This is a genomic window from Rhizocola hellebori, from assembly GCF_016862955.1.
GTDB classification, from domain to species: domain Bacteria; phylum Actinomycetota; class Actinomycetes; order Mycobacteriales; family Micromonosporaceae; genus Rhizocola; species Rhizocola hellebori.
Genome location: NZ_BONY01000032.1, coordinates 1 through 19,611, shown reverse-complemented (window position 1 = coordinate 19,611; position 19,611 = coordinate 1). Strand labels below are relative to the sequence as shown.

Genomic DNA, 19,611 nt, shown 5'->3' with positions numbered 1-19,611 from the left:
CGCTTGGTAAGTGCAAGATCCGGCCATCTATAGGTATATTTATCAATCCAAATCGTGTCGTGGTTCGTCCCTGCACGACCGAAGATCTTCACGAGGTGACACATGGCGCCGGATCCACAGCTCGACGTTGTCACTCAGCTTCCGCGGGCCACCGAGGTCCCGCTCGCGCAGCTACTCGAACTTCGTCTGGACCGGGCGGTGCTTGCCGAAGCGGTCAGGCGTGTTCAGGCCACCCTTGACTGTCCGCATGAGGTGTTGACCGCGTTCTCCAACTTCATGTCAGTCCATCCCGGGTGAGCGCTGGCAGCTATCCGAACTCGCCGTATCGGATGGAACCGGCTCCGGTACGGCAGTTCCTCATGAAAGTGCACAGCCGTTGCAACCTCAAGTGCGATCACTGCTACGTCTACGAGCACGCGGACCAGAGCTGGCGGCTTCAGCCAAATGTGATGCGGCCGAAGGTAATCGAGCAGGCCGCGATCAGGATTGCCGAGCATGCGGGCAAACACGACCTCCCGTTCGTAGTGGTGATCTTCCATGGCGGCGAGCCGCTGCTAGCCGGAACCCAAACCCTTGACTACGCGGCTCGAACGATTCGCCGGACGGTCGGGTCGCAAACCCGGATCGCGTTCGGCGTCCAGACCAACGGCCTGTTGCTGGATGAGGCGTTTCTTGAGCTCTTCGCCGCACACGGCGTCAGCGTCGGAATCAGCCTCGACGGATCACCGGCCGCGAACGACAGGCATCGGCTTTTCGCCGATGGGCGCAGTAGCTATGCGGGTGTGGCCGCGGCGTTGCGAAGACTGAACAACCCGCGATTTCGGCACCTGTTCGGTGGCATCCTGTGCACGGTGGACCTCGCCAATGAACCAGTTGAGGTATTCGAGCATCTCTTGTCCTTCGAGCCACCGGAAATTGATTTTCTGTTACCTCATGGGCATTGGGACAATCCACCTCCGGGACGGACCGCCGACCAGACGTCAGCGCCTTATGGAAAGTGGCTCATCGCCATTTTTGATCGTTGGTACCACGCCAAGGTTCAGGAGACTCGGATAAGGCTTTTTGAATCCATAATCTCGCTACTGCTGGGTGGCCCGAGCGGCAGTGAGAATGTCGGGTTGGGCAAGGTAGATCTCGCCACTATCGAAACCGACGGCTCTATTGAGCTAGTCGATATTCTCAAGTCCGTTGCCGCCGGAATGGCCGCCACCGGCCTGCATGTCGAATGGAACTCCTTTGACGAGTATTTGCAACACCCTGGCGCAATAGCCCGCCAGGCTGGGCTGATGTCGCTGGGAGACACCTGCCGGCGCTGCCCGATCGTGGGCGTTTGCGGAGGCGGCCAACACGCGCATCGCTATCGCGAGGACACGCTGTTCAGTAATCCCAGCGTCTATTGCGCGGATCTGACACTGCTCATCCGGCATATTGCACGGAGACTGGCGACAGACCTTACAGTGCCGCCACACATCATGACGAGGTGACCATGGCGAGATCTTGGTCTTGGTGCTGGAGATGCTTTGGGTGCCTCCGATGCGGTAAAAATTATGGAATGCGAGCGGACGAGATCGTCGAGGACGATGCCGAATTGCGGCGGTGCGAGATCCCAGGCGCAGTGGGAGCGGGCATATGCTGTATTTCTTTCTGAGTCACGCTCCCGGCGAGGACGAGCTCTACGTCCGGAAGTTCTTCGACGATCTCTCCGAAGAGGTGAGATCCCGGGTCCGCGCCGACCAGAACCGCGAGGTCGGTTACCTCGACAGCATCCGGTGGGGCGATGCCCGATGGCCGGTAGATGCAAACAATGCGCTCGCCACCGCACAGACCTTTATTGCGCTGTACTCGGCGAAGTACTTCCTGACCGAGCGCTGCGGGAGATCATGGGGGGTGTTCGCGACCCGGCTTCGTGATCACTACTACGCCACCGGCCGCCGGATGGGATCGCTCATCCCTCTCGTTTGGGCAGGGGAAGGCTTGGCAGAGCCGCCTTTCGACCAAGCAGATCTTGAGATAACTCCACATAGGACCCCTGACAACGAGGACCTGAGAGTCTTGATCAGGTTGCAGCGTTTCCGGCTCGCCTACCGTCAGTTCGTGGCATCGGTGGCGCACCGCGTGGTGGAGACGGCCCACAGCGACCGGTTGCCCGCGTCGCCTCGCGGGACAGACGTGACGACGGCGACCGACATTTTCGCGGTTCGCGCACACCAGGATCAGCTGGCAGAACGTCGCCGTCAGGTCTTTCTGGTGCTGGCGACCGGGACGCGCGAACAGATGAGTGCGGTAAGGACGAATCTGCAGTTCTACGGAACCCGTCGGGAGGATTGGGCACCCTTCCAGCCATCATTTCCGCAACCGTTGGCGGCTCAAGCGCGCACGATCGTTACCAGGCGGCTACTTGAATCGGAGGTGGTGCCGATCGAAGGGCTGGCCGAGCGCCTCTCTGCGGAGAGCCACCGTAGCGACATCGTGGTGTTGTTGGTGGACGCCTGGGCGACCCGGGTAGAGCCCCTGAAACACGCGTTGAAGGCCATCAGCCGGCGTGACGACGTCGCCGTTCTGGTGCCGGCCAACCGGGAGGACGAGGAAAGCACGGTGTACCAGGGCGAGCTGCGCTCGGCCGTGCTAAGCGTCTTCCCTGATCGTGCCGGATATCGCGACCTGATGTTCCGAGTCGACATCGAATCAGCTGGGACTTTCGATGATGATCTCTCGGTGGCGCTGGCGGAAGCACAGTATCGGATAGATCATGGGGCGCATGCGACTCGGCCCTTGAACGAACGTGGATCAACTCGGCGGCCGATCCTGGAAGGACCTTGAACCCGGTCCATCAGGCACTTCGGGATTAGGGCCGCCCTCGAGCTATTTCTTGTCTAGCCAACTTATCCTAAGGTTTGTACGCTAAGTCGTTCGTACCCCCGAGTGATCAATGTGAGGGCAGGCTATGCCTCGCTCCTTTGGCCGCCGACTAGGCCATCGTGATTGGACAGTGCTGTGCTGTCGTTTTGGCGGCGCAGCGCTGACATGTGACGAGGCCGAAAAATGATTCCCGATCGCCGCCGAAGCCAGGTCATAACCTTCTATTCGTTCAAGGGTGGAGTGGGCCGGACAATGGCCCTGGCCAACGTGGCGTGGATTCTCGCCAGCACCGGGCGCCGTGTGCTCGCCGTAGACTGGGACCTCGAATCGCCGGGTCTTCATCGATACTTTTCACCATTCCTGAGGGATCGCGACCTAAGGCATTCGCCAGGTGTCATTAATGCCACGATGCGCTTTTCGGCGGCTGCCACCCGGGCGGATAGCCCGCTGAATTCCGACGAGATACGCGACCTGGCGAAAATCAAGGATTTCGCCACCTCGCTGGAACGATATGACTTTCCTAAAGGCGGGTCGATCGACTTCGTTCCGGCCGGAGAACAGGTGGCCGAGTATTCGCGAATGGTCTCCCATTTCGACTGGGATCACTTCTATACACGGCTCAATGGCGAGGAGTTTCTGCTCGCCCTCGCCGATGACATGCGCCGCAACTACGACATCGCTCTCATCGACAGCCGCACCGGGCTGAGTGACAATGCGGGAATCTGCACAGTCGCCCTTCCGGACGCCGTCGTCAACTGCTTTGGATTCAACAACCAAAGCATTGAGGGCGCGGTGGCCATCGCCCGTAACATTCGCCGATTGCGTCCCCGCGGTGTGCGGATGTTTCCGGTGCCCACCCGGGTCGAAGATGGTGAGACGGCCAAATTGGACCGTCGCAGGAGCTTGGCTCAGCAGAGGTTCGCCGAGTACGTGGCCGCGCTCGGGTATTCCGACGCGAGCAAATACTGGGGATCGGTGGAAATTCCCTACAAGGTGTTTTACGCCTACGAGGAGACCCTGGCCGCGTTCGGTGATCGGTCACATCAGGAGGGCACGCTGCTGGCGGCCTACGAAAGGCTCGCCAGTGAGCTAGTGGGGGAGCGGTGCACGTTGGCCGCGATCTCCGAGGCCAGCAGGCAGGCCTGGGCGGCCGAGTTCGAACATCGTGGCGTGGCCAATCCGGACAACATTCTGATCGCCTACATTCCCCGCGACCGGATCTGGGCCGAATGGGTGCAGCATCAGTTGCGCGCTGCGGGTCAGCGCTGCGCGATGCAGGACATGACCGGGCAGGTCAATGTCGCAGAGGCTATGTCGCGAGTGGATCGGCTCATTGTTCTGCTGTCGCGCGAGTCCATGCATACGCCCCAAATCTTGACCTGGTGGGACGCCGGTGGCAAGCGCGAGGCACCCGGTGCCGGCCGCTTCCTGGTGTCGGTTCGGGTCGACGGATACCCGCTGCAGCACCCGTTTGACGCCCGCGAGTCGGTGGAAATGGTAAACCTCGACGGGCGCAGAGCACGGCAGGCGCTTCTCAACCGGCTGGCCATGCGCGACGTGCTGGAGGCCGAGGGCCTCGGGCCGGCGGCGCCCACGCCGCGGTTTCCGTTTGAGCCCGCTCGTGTTTGGCAGGTGCCGGCCCGCAACACAAACTTCGTCGGTAGAGATGCGGCGCTTGAGGAGCTCAGGGGGCGCCTGAATTCCAGCAACGCGATGGCTGGACCTGCTGTGCTGCAAGGAATCGGCGGCGTCGGCAAGACACAAATCGCGACCGAGTATTTGCATAGATTCGCCGCTGACTATGACATCGCCTGGTGGATATCGGCTGACCAGCCCGCGATGATTGTGACGGCCCTGGCCGACTTGGCGCAGAAGCTGGAGTTGCCGATCGCCGGCCGCGCGGATGAACAGGTCCAATCGGTACTCGAGTCGCTCCGGCTGGGCGTGCCGTTCGACAACTGGGTTATTGTCTTTGACAACCACACCATGGATCCGGAGTTGCTGCGGCCCTACCTGCCGACTGGCAATGGTGACGTCATTGTGACCACGCCGGGGCAGGAGTGGTCACGGCAAGCCTGGACCCTGGACGTTAACGTCTTTGATCGTTCCGAAAGTGTCAGTTTGCTGATGCGCCGCGTCGGCGGGTTGACCGCAGACGACGCGGACTCCATCGCCGCGAAGCTTGGCGATCTTCCACTAGCGATTGAGCAGGCCGCCGCGCTTCTCGAGGCCACAGCCATGTCGGCCGCCAGCTACCTGGAGATCCTCGACGAACACATGGCGCGGATCCTCAACGAACCCCCGCCTCCTGGCTATCGTCACGCGGTGGCGGAAACTTGGCGCCTGTCTCAAAGACGACTGCGCGAGAAGACGCCGGCCGCCGCCTTCCTCGTTGAACTCTGCAGCTTCCTTTCGCCGGAACCCATCCCCACCGACCTGTTCGATAGCGCAGGCATGGTCGAGGCCCTGGCGACTGTCGACACAAATTTGCGTGACAAGCTAATGCGAAGTTCGCTGGTTCGTGAGATCACGCGGTTTGGCTTGGCTAGGGTGGATTCAGTGGTCTGGAGCGACCACCCTGTGAGGGCCTTGAAGATGCACCGTTTGGTACAGTCGGTCATTCGTAGCGATCTCCCGGAGCAGGTTAGGGTGATCCGGCAGGGGCAGGTACACGTGATTCTCGCAAATGCACGTCCGGGCGAACCAACAGATCAGAAAAATTGGCCGGCGTACCAGGGGCTCCTTGCCCACTTGGAACCATCCGACACGCTGGCCTCCCCGGAGCCCGAATCGCGGCAGCTGGTGATTGATACGGTCCGGTACCTGCGCTACCGTGGCGACTACGCGGGGGCGCAAGGTCTGGCGGAGCGCGCGCTCGCCCTGTGGGTCCCCAAGTTCGGCGAGGACGATCTGTATGTACTCCGAATACGTAGTGAGCTGGCGAACACTCTTCTTGAGCATGGTGAGTACCCTCGCAGCATTGAAACGTACGCCGACATCGTCCAGCGTATGTCCGGGTCGCTTGGCCCCACTCACCCTTACACGCTGGTCGCACTTGGTGGACAGGCGGCCGCGTATCGCGGCATCGGAAAATACGCTGAGGCTCGTTTACTTGACGAACGCACCTTTACCGCGTGGCATGCCGCGCAGGGGGGCGATGGCGAGCGCACCTTGATGGCGGCCAACAACCTGGCCATCTCATTGCGCCTGATGGGTGACTTCGCCGGCGCCAAACTGCGTGATGAGGACACCCTGGCGCGCTACGAGCGCACCCTGGCCAAGGGGCACCGGTGGACGCTGCTGTCGCGGGTCGCCTATGGGCGGGACCTGCGCGAGGTCGGTGAGCTGGTTCAGTCTCAAGCCGTGTTGGAGAGCGTGCTGACCGACTGCCACAAGGAGCTCGGGGAGACAGACAGCATCACTCTTTCGGCGAGCAAGAGCCTGGCGGTGACATTGCGCCGGCTCGGGCAGACTGAGGAGTCTCGCGAGGTCATCGACAAGACGTTCGCCCAATACCAGCGGGTCTTCAAACACGACCACCCCAACCGGCTGAACTGCGAGCTGGAGGTCGCTTGTATCGAGTCCGCCCAGGGTAACCATGAAGGCGCTTATACTCGGGCAAGAGATGTGCTCGAGCGCTACCAGCATGCCCATGGTGCCGACCACCCGTTTGCAATGGGCGCCGCCAACGATATGGCGATCTTCCTGTTGCGCGAGGGCAGGTTCGCTGAGGCGACACCCATCCTGGAAGACGCGATTGACGGGTTCCAGGCCAGGCTGCCAGACCACCCATATACTGTCTTCTGCCAGATGAACCTGGCGAATGCGCGTTTCGCGGCCGGTGACATCGAGACCGCGCGTGGGCTTGACGAGAAGTGCATAGGCCAGCTGCGGCGTCTGTTCGTCAACCGTAGCCACCCCACGTTGCTTGCTGCGGCGGCGAACCTGATTGCCAGCATGCGGGCCAGTGGTGACCAGCATGGCGCGGATGCGCTGTACGACAATACTTACCGCATCGCCGAGGACAACTACGGTGCGCAGTATCCCCACACCGTGGCCATTCGGGAAGGCGAGCGCATCAACAGCGACATCGAGCCGCCGGAGACATAGGCCGCTAACCGGAGTCGTTGTCCGCCAGCCATTGCCGGTACTGGTCTTTGGCGATGGTGGGCAGGTGCGTTATCGCACCATCGGTGATGATGGCGGTCAGCTTTTCGTAAGCCGAGATCAGCGACGCCTCGCCATGTGGTGAGGTGTCAAAGACAGCGAGGATTTCCTCTGCCTCCGTATCGGGCTGGTATGGAATCTCGGCGGCTAGGTCTTGGACGAAACGCCTTCTGGCATGGGCTCGCCAATCCTCCAATTTGTACTGCTCGGTGTCCGCTGTTCGGATCGGCACCGGCAGGAGGCGAACCGGCTCGTGTCTACGCAGGCGGACTATTGACTCCGCCACTGTCGCGGCGGCATCGATACTTTGGTCCGTCAAGTCGAAGCAGTCGACGACGGTGTCCGCGAGGTTGACAGTGCAGATCGCGGCAGTGTCGCTGAGCCCGCTTCGGCTGTCAATCAGCACGTAGTCGTATCTCTTTCGCATGTCATTGCGCAGTGCCTTCAGAAACGCCTTGCCGTTGAGGCGGTGGAATGCCTCCCAGTCGAAAGTGCTGACAGTGACCGGATAGGACGGATCCTGCTGCCCGGCTGGAAGGAGATCGATGACGCCCTCACCGATGAATCGCCACGTCAGCGAGACGGCTTCCCTTTCCACGTCGGCATAACGGACGTACCAGCTGGCGTTCTGTGGCCCGCTGTGGGGACGGAACGCCGCCCGGACGAAGTTGCGGATAATATCGATTACGCCTCGAGAATGGCTGAGGTTTTTGTCGATGAGAAATGGGCGAAAACATCGATGAAGCCATGGCGATTCCAAGTCCCAGTCCACGGCCAATACGCGTTGACCATTGGCGGCGAGAATCCAAGCCACGTTGGCTAAGGCGGTGGTGCGTCCAGTCCGGCCCTTGAAAGAATAGAAGGTGACGATGTGCCCGTCATGTGGGGGCTCGCTCTGGCTTGCCATTGGCTGCTCCTGGCTTGCTGACATTGCGGTTATGGGCCTTGCAGAATGGGACGCTTGCCGATGCGGCCGGGCGGACGGCGGATGAATGAGCCGGTACTAAATATGTGGTTGCGATAGGCCTCTAGCAGCGCTTGGAGATCGGCGTTGAAAGCCTGCGGGCTCAGCACGCTGGAGCGGAAATTGGCACCGTGTCCGCGCCATCCCAATAGTGCTCTAAGCGAGTCGATAAGTTCATCGAGATATTCGTGTGTTTGATAGTCGTGGTGGCTGGCCGGTACCATGACCGCCCCGATCGGCTCGTAATCGTTGCCGAACAGCGTCATCTGATAGAGGGCGTGGCGATGTGCGGTCAGTTTGGTGGACCATGGGTCGACGAGCAGCACCACAATGCCTTCGTGACCGGACGCTTCCTTGACCCACTCGGAGATTCCCGCGATGTCGGTCACGGTGGTGCGAAACTGGCGTTCGGTGGCGATGGCCTGCGCATACTCGGCCAGTGGCAGGTCGAGCCCGGGCCTGAAGGGCGCCCACTCATTGGCTTGTTCGCCGTAGAACTGGGGATCCCGCGGCGGATCGGCCAGCTCGGCCGAATCCAGATCTCGGCGCGATGGCGCGGCCACGATGAAATGCACCTCGCCCTGCGACTCCGACGACGTGGGATCGGCGCCGGCACCCGTGAAAGCGCTTTGCACCTGGTGGTAGTCCACATCGTCCGGGCCGTGCGGCACTGGATGATGGTTGGCGATGGACACTATCTGCCGCGCCAGCTCACCCAGCAGCACCCAATAGTCGTCATGGTGGCGCTGTAGCCGCATGATCTGCCGCAAGCCGGTGCGGTCGTAGGCCTCGGGCATGTTTCTGTTCTGGTATTGCCGATCACCGATCACCCTGGGGATTTCGTCGGGTGGATCCCACAGCAGCGGCAGCAACGCGGGAGGTGGTGGCTTGCCGCGCCGGTGCATGGCGTGCAGCCGGCTTTCGAAGATCGTCCATTCCCGCCCGCAGGGCACGCTTACCAGATAGCGCGGCGAAACCAGCGCCACGAAGGTGGCACAGGTCGCCAGCGCCGTCATGAGTGTGCTCGACCAGGTCGCGCCCACCTGGACGTGCACATCGAGGAAACCCACGGTGGTGTTGGCCGGAAGTCCGGCACGTGACCGGACTTCAGCGGACAGATCGGTGAACAGGCGTTCGATGTACTGCCGATCATCACCGCGGGCGTAGCTGAGAAAGAAGTAGCAGTCGGGCAACCCGCCTCCTGGCCAACTCAGGATGATCTATGCATGTCGATTCATTCGCGCGCAAAGATCGACGAATGCTTATCGACTTAGCTTAGACTGTTGGCGCAAGCGAGTGACATGAATCATTGGCCGATGCTGGATGCCAGGGCCTCGCGCAGATTGACCCGGGCGTCGGCCGGCAGCAGGTAACCGGAGTGGATGTTGCGTAGGTCCGCCAACACCACCTTGGCGATGTACCCGCCGTGCGTGCGATACAGCTCGTCGAGGGTGGCCTGGTCGAACGGCTGGTAGGTGCCGAAGAGGACACAGAAAGTCTGGCCCGAGTTGTCGCCGGTGTTCAGCGCGGTCGGCACGGTCAGCTGGGAGTAGCGGATCCCGCCGAGCGCCAGGCCGAGACTGTCGCGGGCTTTGGTGCCGTCGGGGTTGAAGACCAGCGGTTGCGCGGTCGGCGGTGGGGTGCCGTGGCGGACCCAGCGGACGAGGTGGTCGTAGGCGGCGGCGGTGGCGTGGTGCACGGGCATGCGGCTGAACGGTGGCAGCGTGCAGTTGTAGACGGGGGCGGCGCCCAGGTCACGTACGGAGATGGGCATCCTGTACTCCTGGCCACGCCAGCCGGAATGCGCCCCGCCCGCCACTTCCCAGCGCCGGAACTGATCGGTGTCCGGCGATGGTCTGACCGGGGTGCGCACGTCGGTTTCGGAAAGCACCTGGAACACAGGTTCTTCGCCCACGCGGGTGGGCGCGTTGCCGACGATGAACGCGTAGCCGTCGAACACCGGCTCCACTTTGGGCAGGATGTTCTGGTAGTAGACCGTCATCCGCCCGGCGGACTGGGAGGCGCCGATGGCGAGCACTGTCCGCACGTCCAGTCGTCCCATGGGCGATCCGCGGCCACCCGAGCTGATGGCCTTGGCGGCCTGGGCGAAGATGTCGTAGGACAGCTCGTCGGCGTTGTACAGCCCACCGCCGGTGACATCCAGTGTGCCGTAACGGGTTGGGCTCCAGCCGCGGAGCTGGTTGACGCCGACGCGCTGGGCGGAGACACCGATCCAGGCGTAACCGGCGCGCATGATGGCTTCGCCGTTCCACAATGCATCGAGGTCGTAGCCGGCGGTGACGTTCTGCCATTCGACCAAGGCGGTGCCGTTGAACCTGTGATCACTCGCGGGACGCCTCACCAGGATCCGGGTCTGGTAGGGCACATCGCTGGCGACCAGATTTCCCTGGAGGTCCCAGCCGTCGGCGACGCCCGACAGGTAGAACTCCTGCTCGACGTAACCCGCACCGGCCAGGTCGTCGGGGGTGGAGAAGAACGGATAGGTGTCCGCCAGGACTGGCGAGAGGCGGTCGCCCGGCACGGTGCCCGGGATCGGCCCGGAGACGGCCGGCTGCGAGATCGGTGTTCGGGCTTGCTCGGCGATCGCGGAGCTGGCCGGAACCAGGGTCACCATCAACGCGGCCGCCGCCGCGACTGCCCAGCACTTGCGAGCATGCGTCATCACAGCCTCATATTGACCAGGATCTACTGGTTGACGCATCGGCAATCTCACCGGTTCGCCGTTGTGCCGGGGTCAGCCGGCCGCGACGATCTCGGACAGTGGGCGCATCTTGCGGATGCCTTTGCTTACCGTGGCGGCGATTGCGGAGATGGACAGGATGGCGGCGAAGGCAAGGATCGCGGCCGGGCCGCCCCACCAATGCACGAGCAGGCCACCCAGGAGCGCGGCGACGCTGGCGAGGCTCATCGCGGCCAAGAAGATCACTGATACCACCCGGCCCTGCAGCCGATCCGGTGTGATCGCCGCCTGATAGCCGAAGAGAGCCGCGTTGCAGGCGGGGCCGAAGAAGATGGCCATAGCCATCGGGACCCCGACAAGTATCGAACCGGTCAGCGTCGCGGAGATCGCGATGAGGGCCACGCCCAGCCAGGTGATGCCGATCGCGAGCTGGCGCAACGAAACGCGGCGCGTAATCCAGGGCGCCAACAAGGCCCCGGCTAGCACGCCTACGCCGAATATCGTCTCCACCACCCCGATCAGGGCCGGCGGCGTGCCCTGCTGCTGCAGGATCACAATGATCGCGAAGGCCAGCCCGTTGAAGGCCAGGTTCATGGGGGCAGCGATGAACAGAACAGCGCGCAGGAAGGGTTCGGCGAGCGTGAATTTGACTCCCTCGATCAGCTCTTTGACCGGATGCCCGTGCGGCTCGGTGCGTTCCTGCTGCAGGGGCTCCCGGACCAGCCATACACCCACGAAGGACAGCAGATAGGAGATCGCGTCGGCGAAGAACGGCACGCTGCGGGACAGGCTGTAGAGGGCACCGCCGATCGGCGGGCCGACCAGCGAGACCGCCGCGCCACGGGCCTCGTTCCGGGCGGTGGCATCGGGCACCTGGGCCAGCGGCACCACGTTGCGGATCGCCCCCATCTGCGCGTTCTCATGTGCCACGTTGAAGACCGAAACGATCACCGTGGTCACGATGATCCAGGTCAGCGTGACCCGATCGGTGATCACGGCGAAGCCGAGGATGGCGTAGGCGATGAGCCGGATCGCATCCGCCGCGAGCATCAGCCGCCTTCGCTCGAAGCGGTCGGTGACCACCCCGGCGGGCAACTGGCACGCCAGCCGCACCAGCGCCCCCGCCGTTCCCACCACACCGGCCTGAACAGGCGATCGGGTGATCGCCAGCGTCAGCAACGGCAACGCCAGATTGGACATGGAACTGCCCAGATCGGACATGGCCTGACTGCCCCAGAGCAGCGTAAAGGCACGGTTGCGCCACAGGCTGGGCAGCTTCTGGTCGCTTGACTCAGGGGCTGACGTCGAGTTGACTTCAATTACGGCGTCGACGGTTTCAGGCATGACGTCATAGTGACGTCTAATCTGACATCACGCAACCCTCCGGTCGTGTGCACGACCGTCTAAATCAGGCGGGCTCCGAAATTGTGCTGAGGCGATGTGCGGCCGTGACGTCGGTGTAGACCGTGGCATCGACGGCGGTGACGATGTCTTGGCCCAGCTGGGTGGTGCGATCGGCGGCCGTCTTCCAGACCTCCAGCAGCTGCGCGGCGGGCTCCAGATAGTCGGTGGCGAAGGCGGTGCCCAGCGCGTCGGTGCCCCAGGGCTTGCCATTGGCCGCCTCTTCGATCGGGGCGGCTGCGGTCTCCAGTACCCGGGAAAATGCTGATCCTGAATCGCTCAACAGGTGCCCCGCCGATGCCGCTCGGCCTGGGTCGAGGTTGATTTCATCGCTTGTCATCGCTGTAGCCCATCCGCTGATCGTGTCGCCGCAGCACCTCGTCGAGCCCGCTGCCCTCGGGCAACATCCGGCCCAAGCGCTGCTGAACGGCGCCCGCCACCGCCGACTCGGCTCGCTGGCAGGCCTGCACGATGAGGGCGGCCAGGCGCTCCGGCGGATGCTGCTGGTAGGCCCGCTTGTCCAGGGTGAGGCTCTTGAGGTTGCCGCGCGGTCCAACCACGACAGTCACCATGCCGTCTGGCGACGCCACCCGCACTTCCATCGCGGCGAGATCATCCTGAAGATCTTTGACGCCTTCGCGCATCTTCGTGTACTGGGCGTGCACATCGTCAAAACGAGCGCGCAACCCGGCATTCGCCTCACGATCAACCCTGTCCATCCGGGTCCTCCCAATCAAGTGAGCCGTCGGAGCGCAACCGTAGCGGCTGATGTCCCTCGAATAGCACACCGAGGGCTGTATCGATGCCCGAGCCGATGAACCACGCGCCGGCCTCGTCGATGACAAAAAACCTTCCATGCGCATCGACCGCGATGACGTGGCCGCTCTCCTCCTCGCCGAGCGGAAACAGCTCGGCGCCAAGGATCTCACCATAGGCGGCAAGGATTTGCGCATAGGTCTGCAACTCTGCCGTGACAGCGAGATGGAACGGGCGCACCCAGCATCGCTGCCCCGGCCCACGCCGATCTGAGACGACCACCGGGTAGCGCTCGATCGCGTCGCGGGCGGCCGCCACCGGCGGAATCCGGGTGGGGCCAGAGGCGTCAAACATCTCGGCGGCGATCTGAGCCCAGCGCGCCGGATCGAATCGGTCATCGGTCACCGCCGCTGTTCTGGTCACCAGCGGGCTGTCGTTGGGCTCGCAAAACACGAGCGCCCCCGGCTCGCACAGTCCGAAGTGGACGTATGCGCGCAGGCAGGTGTCGCAACCGCGGCGCTGCTGCTGGAAGGTGCAGGTCGGCAGCGCCTCGGGCTGCAGATCGTGCAAAACCTCGGACAGCGCGAACAGATGGGCATGCCGCTCGGCCCCGCGCACCACCGACTCCGGTGGCTGACTGGATAGCCACTGTGCCACCAGCGGATGGTGCTCGGGCGTGCGCTCACCGTTTTCGCTGCGCTGGGGCCAGGTGCGGCCGTCGGCGGCCAGGATGGTGACAAGATTCCACGCCGCATACGTCTTGCCGGGTGACGGCCCATGCGCGATCGGTGGGCGGCGGACCTTGACCCGCTCGGTCGCATAGACCTCGGCCAGCGTGTGCACAGGCCACGATGGCCAGTGGGAGATCAGGCCGGAGTCGCGATCGAGCACGGTCTTGTTGCCATCGCCGAGCACCGGTGGCTGGCCGGCCGGTGGAGCTGTCCAGATCGCCCAGCCGTGCTCGAACTCCTCGACCATGCCCCGCCATGCCTGGCCTGTGCTTTGGGAATGGGAGTTGGCGTAACGGGCGGCGAGGCGTAGAGCATCGTCGATCGTGGGCATGCCGGATACGGTACCCTCCGGTCGCGACATTTTTCAGTACGGTGCCAGCAACGCCCCTGGGGAGGGAATGTGGCTCTGCCGACTCCGATTCCGCATCCGCTGGCCTTTTTCGAGGCACCTGGCTGGTTGAGCGACGCCCTGGAGTGGGTCGTGGGCGTTGACTGGCCTGAGGGCGACGAGAAAGCCATGCGTGCCCTCGCCGACGAATGGCACGCCGCCGGTCAACGGCTCGGGCCGCTGCTCGACGAGGCCGATCAGGCCGCGCTCTCGGCCGTCGCGGCGTTCGGTGGGCCGGAGGGCACCCAGGCGCAGGCCTTGCTTGCGTTGTGGCACAAGCTGGGCGGCGGCCCCGAGTCGACGATGGCGGCGGTCCATGAGCTTCTTCCCGCATTGGGAAATCTGGTCGACGCCGGCGCCAACGAAATCGAGGGCGTGAAGCTCGAGTTCTATATCGAGCTGGGCCTGCTTCTCATCGAGCTGCTGACCCTCATCGCGACCGCGGTGCTCACCTTCGGCGGTTCGCTCGCCGGTGCCGGCCCGGTCATGCTTGCCACCCGCTTCGCCATCCAGCAGATCCTGCGCCGCGCCACCAAGGAACTCTTGACACGTGCCGTGAAAAAGTCCTGGCGGGACAAGGCAAAGTCGCGCCTGCTCGGGTTCGGTCTACACACCTTCCGGGAAGCTCTGGAGGAGGGGGCCGAGGAGCTGGGGACCAGCGGCGGCGTGCAGGCCTATCAGGTGAGTCAGGGAAACCGGGCCGGCTTCGCGCCCAAGGATCTGGCCACCGCTTTCGGCCTGGGCACCCTCGGCGGAGCCGTGGCCAACGTGACCAGCGTCGGCGGTGTCAAAGCCACCTCCATGAGCGGCCGCTTCGGGGAGAAGGCAATCCGTGGGGCCTTCGGTGAGATGCTGGCCGAAACCTCGATAGGCGTGGTCACCGGCCAAGGGGTCACCTGGACCTCACTGGGCATGGCCGCCAGTTCGGCGACCTTCGGATCGGTGATGGGCGACGGCCAGCACCTTGTTGACGGCCGCCTCACCAGTGACTTCATCCACTGGACAGCCGATTCCACTCCGACGGCCCTGCCCGACTTCCTCCAGCCCACACCCGGGTCCACCGACCTCCCTCCCGCCACTGCCCTTTCGATCGGCGATCCGCTATCAACCACGCCCGCCGTCCCCGGCAGTCAGCTACCGCCTGCCGCTTCGACGGTTGCAGGCGGTGATCTGACGTCGACCACTCCGGCCGCGTCTGGCAGCGAGCTACTGTCGACCGCTTCGGCTGCCCCTGGCACTGGGCTACCGGCTGGCGCTTCGGCGGTTGCGGGCGGTGATCTGTTGGCTGCCATGTCGTCCGGGCCTGGCGGTGATTTGCTTTCTGCACCTCTGGTTGGTTTGGGCGGCGCTGGCCTTTCCGATGGTGTGGCTGGGCCTGCGGCCGAGATACCGAGGCCCACGGGCGACACTGCGCGGCTTGCGGATGCGCCGATTGGTGCGGCGACGGTTCATGGCGAGCATTCGCCTCGGGCTTCAATGGTGAGTTCTGAGGCGTCATGGGTTCGGCCAGCGCCCGCTTCGCATGACGTTCCGACGGCTGCGCCTCCGGTGGCCGACTCCGCGCAGCTGAGCGCCGCCGGCCGAGCCGCAATTGCGGCGGCTGTGCCTGCGCCGTCGCCAGAGATCAGCCCGGCGGGTATCACCCCGGTCCAGCCCGCTGCAACGGTTCCGGCCGCCACTGTCCCGGCGCAGGCCACGCACGTCGCGGTGCCCGCCACGCCCGCCTCGGGGCCGGCCGCCACGCCCGCGCCGGTCTACCCGGTGGCATCCGTCTCGCAGCCGGGGGCGCACTATGCCGCGCCCCCCGGGGCATCATCGGCGGGGACTGTGCCCCGGGTGCCGGAGGGCTTCGTCGTTTCCGATGAGCCGATCGTGCTGCATCCTTGGTTGCTGGCTCAGGTACCACAAAAAAGCGTTGAGCCACCTCAGGTTGCCGTTGTGCCGCAGCCGGTGGTCGCCGAAGACGCGGATGAGCGCGCCTATTACGGCATGAAGGTGCGCGAGGATGTGCACGCGGCGTTGACGAGCCGCCTCCTGCAGTTGGTTGATCAACTGATGGCCGATTTCCCTGAGCGCCGACGCGAACTGCGCGAGAACGCCATCGCCGCGCTCACCCCGCAGGATCTCGAGTCGATCGCGGACGAACTTTGGCAGATAGCCAACGACGACAGCCTTCGGCCGCGGGTGAGGCTGACTCACGGCGGGCTTCTCGACTTGAGCGCCACCTCGCTCGCGACCGGACGGGACTATCCGCCGGCGGCCGAGACCAGCCGGCGCTATGACGAGCCCGGTGGCTATCGACGTCCGCTTGCGTTGCATCAACAGGATGTAGAACTGGCGATGACCCGCGACGAGAGCGGCCGGCCGCAGCGATTCGGGGACCTCAACGGCGAATGGTTGCGCCGCATCAATGATGGCGGTCCGGCCGCTGACCTTAGCCGTGCTATCAACTGTACCGATGTGGTGCTCTCGGTTCTGGACACCTGGCTTCATGGCAGGCCAAGGGTTGCCGCACCCCGGACTATCGATAAATTCACCCTTGACGACGCGCTCAGGCCGCTCGGCGGCGAACCGGATGGCATGCGCAGGATCGAAATCGCGACCGGCGGCCAATTCGAAAGTCTCCCCACCGATCGGCCGGGGTTTGCGCGGCTCGAGGAAGTCTTGCACGGACAGGGCCATGGTTCTTGCGCGGTGCTTGTCCAGCAGTGGCCGAACGGCGACTCGCATGCCACCACTGTCCATAACCAGAACGGGGAAATCTTCTACGTCGACGCCCAGCGTCCCGAGGCCCCGCTGATCGGCGGCCGCCCGCTCGGCGCCGACCGGATGCAGGTCCTTGTGATCGACCCGTCCGCCCGGCCGGTCGAGCTTGGCACAGGGCAAGACATCTGGGATGTCGACCCCGAAGGCCCGCCGCGCGCACACTCGAAACCGGTCACCGATATCGACCGGATGATGCGCGACCCGACGCCCGAAGAGCTTGCCGCGCTTGGGGTCGGCACCGCCACCGCCGCGGACCTCGGCCTGGCCGAGGCCGATCTGACCGCCAAACAACGAGCCGAGCTGCCTCGCGTCGCCGTCCTGCACCCGGGCCGGATCAGCTTCACCCAGCGCAGCGTCTCAGCTTCAACCGGCGACGGCGTCGCCGCCACCGAGCTGGAACGCCGGCTCGGCGCCGACGGCTGGCGTGGCGGCCCCGTGCACGCCATCCTTTGGGGCGACGGAAGCCTAGCCAGCCTCGACCACCGCCGCCTGCGCGCCGCCCTTCGCGCCAACCTCGACCGAGTGCCGGTGGTCATCCACGCCGCGTCCGACCCGATTTCGGCCTGGGGCGAGCCAGGCGAGCCTCTCGCAGACGACCTGCGCCGCCTGCCCGACGGCTCATGGATAGTCGGAGGCGACGAAGGCGAAATCATCTACCCGAAAGGCAAAGCCCCCACCACATGTGGCGAGGCAGCGCTCTTCCGTGCCGGAGATCAGCGAAGCCTGCTTCCAGGGCATCTGTTTGGTACCAAACAAGAGCCGGTCACATTAGGAAGGCCTCCGGGCTCACCCACGCCGCCCCGCCTGCCGCCATCGACCACAGCAACGCTCACTCAGGCGCGGTTGGACGCTGAACGTCAGGCTGACCGCGTTCAAGCCGATCTTGAATCCCTTGGTTTCCCACTGCACAACCTAGAAAACCGCATAAAATCAGCCGAATCACTGGCGCACAAAGGCGCGCGTGCGCCGCTAAGCCGGGTCAACGACATACTGCGATTCAAGCTGATTCTCGATGACGGGCAGTCATACACCACAAACCTGGTCTCCTGCCTAGAAACCTTGGGTCAGCAGGGGTATGAGGTTGTGGAGGTCAGGAACTACTGGAAGTCAGGAAACCGCTTCTACGGTGTCAACGCAGCCCTTCGCTCGGTGCAGGGCCAGCTCTTCGAGCTGCAATTCTCCTCGCCGACCGCGCTGCGGGCAGATGACATGACCCATGAGCTCTACGAGATAGTTCGTCGAGCTGACGAACTGGCGGCTCGGCGGATCCATGGTCTGCTGAATATCGCGGCGGTCAACCAGCGACTTGGCTTGCCGGAGCGAGTTCCAGCCGGCCTCAACGAGGTGTATCCGTCCGTCGACATCGGATTCTCCGCATGGGTCAGCGGACATCCCGAGGCTTGGACAGAATACGAAACCTGGTTGGCCGAAAATGGTCGAACATTTCCCGAGATCGTGCTTGAGTTCGGATTAATCCTCACCCAACTCGGTTACCGTGACATTGGAAGGGAGGATTGGGCGCGTGGGAATTGAATACGTTGCTGTCTATAACAACTGGGTTGGATGGGAAAAAGGAGAGGCCCCTGTCGGGATTGTGGTAGCTGAGAGAATCTATGCACCAGACTTGGAAAGTCTGGTATACCACGCTATGCATTGGGATCACCTCCAGCAGGGTTGGGTATACGACCCCGAAGGAAATGCGCAGTATCTGGCTGAGATCAGTGAAGAGCGCATCCGGGGGATTGAGCGGGGGGAGGCGGAGAGGGTGACGCCGGGGATTACTGGAGGGGAAGGTTTGCCGGACGAGGACACCATTCGCTGGATATTCCAATGGAAAGGTGCGCCGCCCCAGGCCGAGGACACTGGTTACTGACTCACTGTCGTGATAGGACGCTCACTAGGCTCTGGCGTTCCAAAGACTGCGCAGGTAGGCCAACATTGCGGGCGTGGGCCGGAAGCTGGCTCCCTCGTCGGCGAACTTGAAGCAGGTGTAAAGAGTGCCGAACATGGTGTTGTCGCCTGAGGTCCACATGATGTAGATGCAGGCCCCGATGGGAGTGTCGTTGCTGGTGAAGTTTCCCGTGGTCTCGCAGTAGAACCCGGCCCGATTGCCGGAGGTTCCCGGCTGATCGACCTTGGCGGTGGCCATACCCGAAATGGGATAGGCGGGTGAACCGCAGCCCATGTTGTCGTCGGCCCCGCCGGGGGCGAACTGCTCCAGCGTGACGGTGACCCAACGCGAGGCGCTCTTGGTCACATCCGGGATCGGGGCGGGTGACAGGCTGCAATCGGAGGCGTCGAGGGCGCGGGCTGGGGCCGCATGGTTGCTGTGGCACCTCATCCCGGACTGCCAGCCGGCACCGAAAGTCTTGAGCTCCGGAGTGAAGAACGGGCTTGATGCGGGCGCGGAGGTCTTCGGTGTGGCGGGCTTGCTGGTCGGCACCTGCGTCGGCGACGTGACCGCGGTTGGCGTGGGCGAGGCGGCAGGGCTGACGGACGGGGAGGCCGAAATGCTTGGTCGTGGGCTCAACGAGGTTGCGGGCAGCGCCCCGTTCCGCGATGACCAGCCGGTGACCTGGGCGAGCGCGGCGGCCCCGCCTAGCAGCACGATCACACCGGCGGCGATGAGCGCCATCCTGCCGCCATCCCATCCCTTCGACCCTGTCGGCTCCGGCACCTCTATCGGCAGCGAAGTGGGGTCGGTGACTGGAACGTCGGCCCGGCCCACGGCGAAAGCGCCGGACTCCTCCACCGTGTCCCGTGTCGGCGTCCGCCAAAGCCCGGACGCTGCCGCACCCGCAGGCAGCGGCGACTCGGGAGGTGGAGCAGGTGGGGTAACCAGGAATGCCTCGGAAGCCGGCGTGGCCTGGAATGGCGT

13 protein-coding genes and 1 pseudogene are annotated in these 19,611 nt (G+C 63.9%); 6 read left to right on the top strand and 8 right to left on the bottom strand.

The window, feature by feature from the left end; genetic code table 11:
- The first annotated feature begins 102 nt into the window (after positions 1-102).
- The 4 genes from Rhe02_RS24910 to fxsT all read left to right on the top strand — a co-directional run bounded on the left by Rhe02_RS24910 (position 103) and on the right by fxsT (position 6,969).
- Positions 103-297: an FxSxx-COOH-like cyclophane-containing RiPP peptide gene (locus Rhe02_RS24910; protein ID WP_203910768.1), complete on the top strand. Its 195-nt coding sequence runs from the start codon at positions 103-105 to the stop codon at positions 295-297.
- Positions 298-329: 32 nt separating this feature from the next.
- On the top strand, positions 330-1,484 hold the full coding sequence (locus tag Rhe02_RS24905; protein ID WP_203910838.1) for an FxsB family cyclophane-forming radical SAM/SPASM peptide maturase: 1,155 nt from the start codon (positions 330-332) through the stop codon (positions 1,482-1,484).
- 145 nt (positions 1,485-1,629) lie between these two features.
- Positions 1,630-2,820 (top strand): FxsC protein, encoded by a 1,191-nt coding sequence (gene fsxC / locus Rhe02_RS24900; RefSeq protein ID WP_203910767.1) that lies wholly within the window; start codon positions 1,630-1,632, stop codon positions 2,818-2,820.
- A gap of 222 nt (positions 2,821-3,042) precedes the next feature.
- Positions 3,043-6,969 carry an FxSxx-COOH system tetratricopeptide repeat protein gene (fxsT, locus tag Rhe02_RS24895; RefSeq protein WP_203910766.1) on the top strand — a complete coding sequence of 1,309 codons (3,927 nt, stop codon included), beginning with the start codon at positions 3,043-3,045 and terminating at the stop codon, positions 6,967-6,969.
- Between the two features lie 4 nt (positions 6,970-6,973).
- Here fxsT and Rhe02_RS24890 read toward each other — a convergent pair whose 3' ends face one another.
- The 7 genes from Rhe02_RS24890 to Rhe02_RS24860 form a co-directional block, all read right to left on the bottom strand.
- On the bottom strand, positions 6,974-7,957 hold the full coding sequence (locus Rhe02_RS24890; protein WP_203910765.1) for a tyrosine-protein kinase family protein: 984 nt from the start codon (positions 7,955-7,957) through the stop codon (positions 6,974-6,976).
- 5 nt (positions 7,958-7,962) lie between these two features.
- Positions 7,963-9,183, bottom strand: coding sequence for a TIR-like protein FxsC (locus Rhe02_RS24885; RefSeq protein WP_203910764.1), 1,221 nt, complete (start codon positions 9,181-9,183; stop codon positions 7,963-7,965).
- Positions 9,184-9,296: 113 nt separating this feature from the next.
- Positions 9,297-10,673 (bottom strand): alpha/beta hydrolase domain-containing protein, encoded by a 1,377-nt coding sequence (locus tag Rhe02_RS24880; RefSeq protein ID WP_239124042.1) that lies wholly within the window; start codon positions 10,671-10,673, stop codon positions 9,297-9,299.
- A 72-nt stretch (positions 10,674-10,745) separates the two neighbouring features.
- A complete protein-coding gene (locus Rhe02_RS24875) occupies positions 10,746-12,035 on the bottom strand; it encodes an MFS transporter (RefSeq protein WP_203910762.1) in 1,290 nt (429 codons plus the stop codon).
- 64 nt (positions 12,036-12,099) lie between these two features.
- Complete coding sequence (locus tag Rhe02_RS24870; RefSeq protein ID WP_203910761.1) at positions 12,100-12,432, bottom strand: hypothetical protein; 333 nt, start codon at positions 12,430-12,432, stop codon at positions 12,100-12,102.
- Positions 12,419-12,811, bottom strand: coding sequence for a YbaB/EbfC family nucleoid-associated protein (locus tag Rhe02_RS24865; RefSeq protein WP_203910760.1), 393 nt, complete (start codon positions 12,809-12,811; stop codon positions 12,419-12,421). Before Rhe02_RS24865 ends, Rhe02_RS24870 begins: the two co-directional genes overlap by 14 nt.
- Entirely contained in the window at positions 12,798-13,910 is a 1,113-nt protein-coding gene (locus Rhe02_RS24860) for an SUKH-3 domain-containing protein (protein ID WP_203910759.1), read from the bottom strand. Before Rhe02_RS24860 ends, Rhe02_RS24865 begins: the two co-directional genes overlap by 14 nt.
- Positions 13,911-13,979: 69 nt before the next feature.
- Here Rhe02_RS24860 and Rhe02_RS24855 point away from each other — a divergent pair, with 69 nt between their 5' ends.
- Together Rhe02_RS24855 and Rhe02_RS24850 are read left to right on the top strand one after the other, a co-directional pair.
- Positions 13,980-18,266, top strand: a complete 4,287-nt coding sequence (locus tag Rhe02_RS24855; protein ID WP_203910758.1) for a toxin glutamine deamidase domain-containing protein — start codon at positions 13,980-13,982, stop codon at positions 18,264-18,266.
- Complete coding sequence (locus tag Rhe02_RS24850; protein ID WP_203910757.1) at positions 18,256-18,606, top strand: hypothetical protein; 351 nt, start codon at positions 18,256-18,258, stop codon at positions 18,604-18,606. Before Rhe02_RS24855 ends, Rhe02_RS24850 begins: the two co-directional genes overlap by 11 nt.
- Positions 18,607-18,630: 24 nt before the next feature.
- Here Rhe02_RS24850 and Rhe02_RS24845 read toward each other — a convergent pair.
- Positions 18,631-19,611, bottom strand: a pseudogene (locus tag Rhe02_RS24845) (hypothetical protein); the annotation flags it as partial.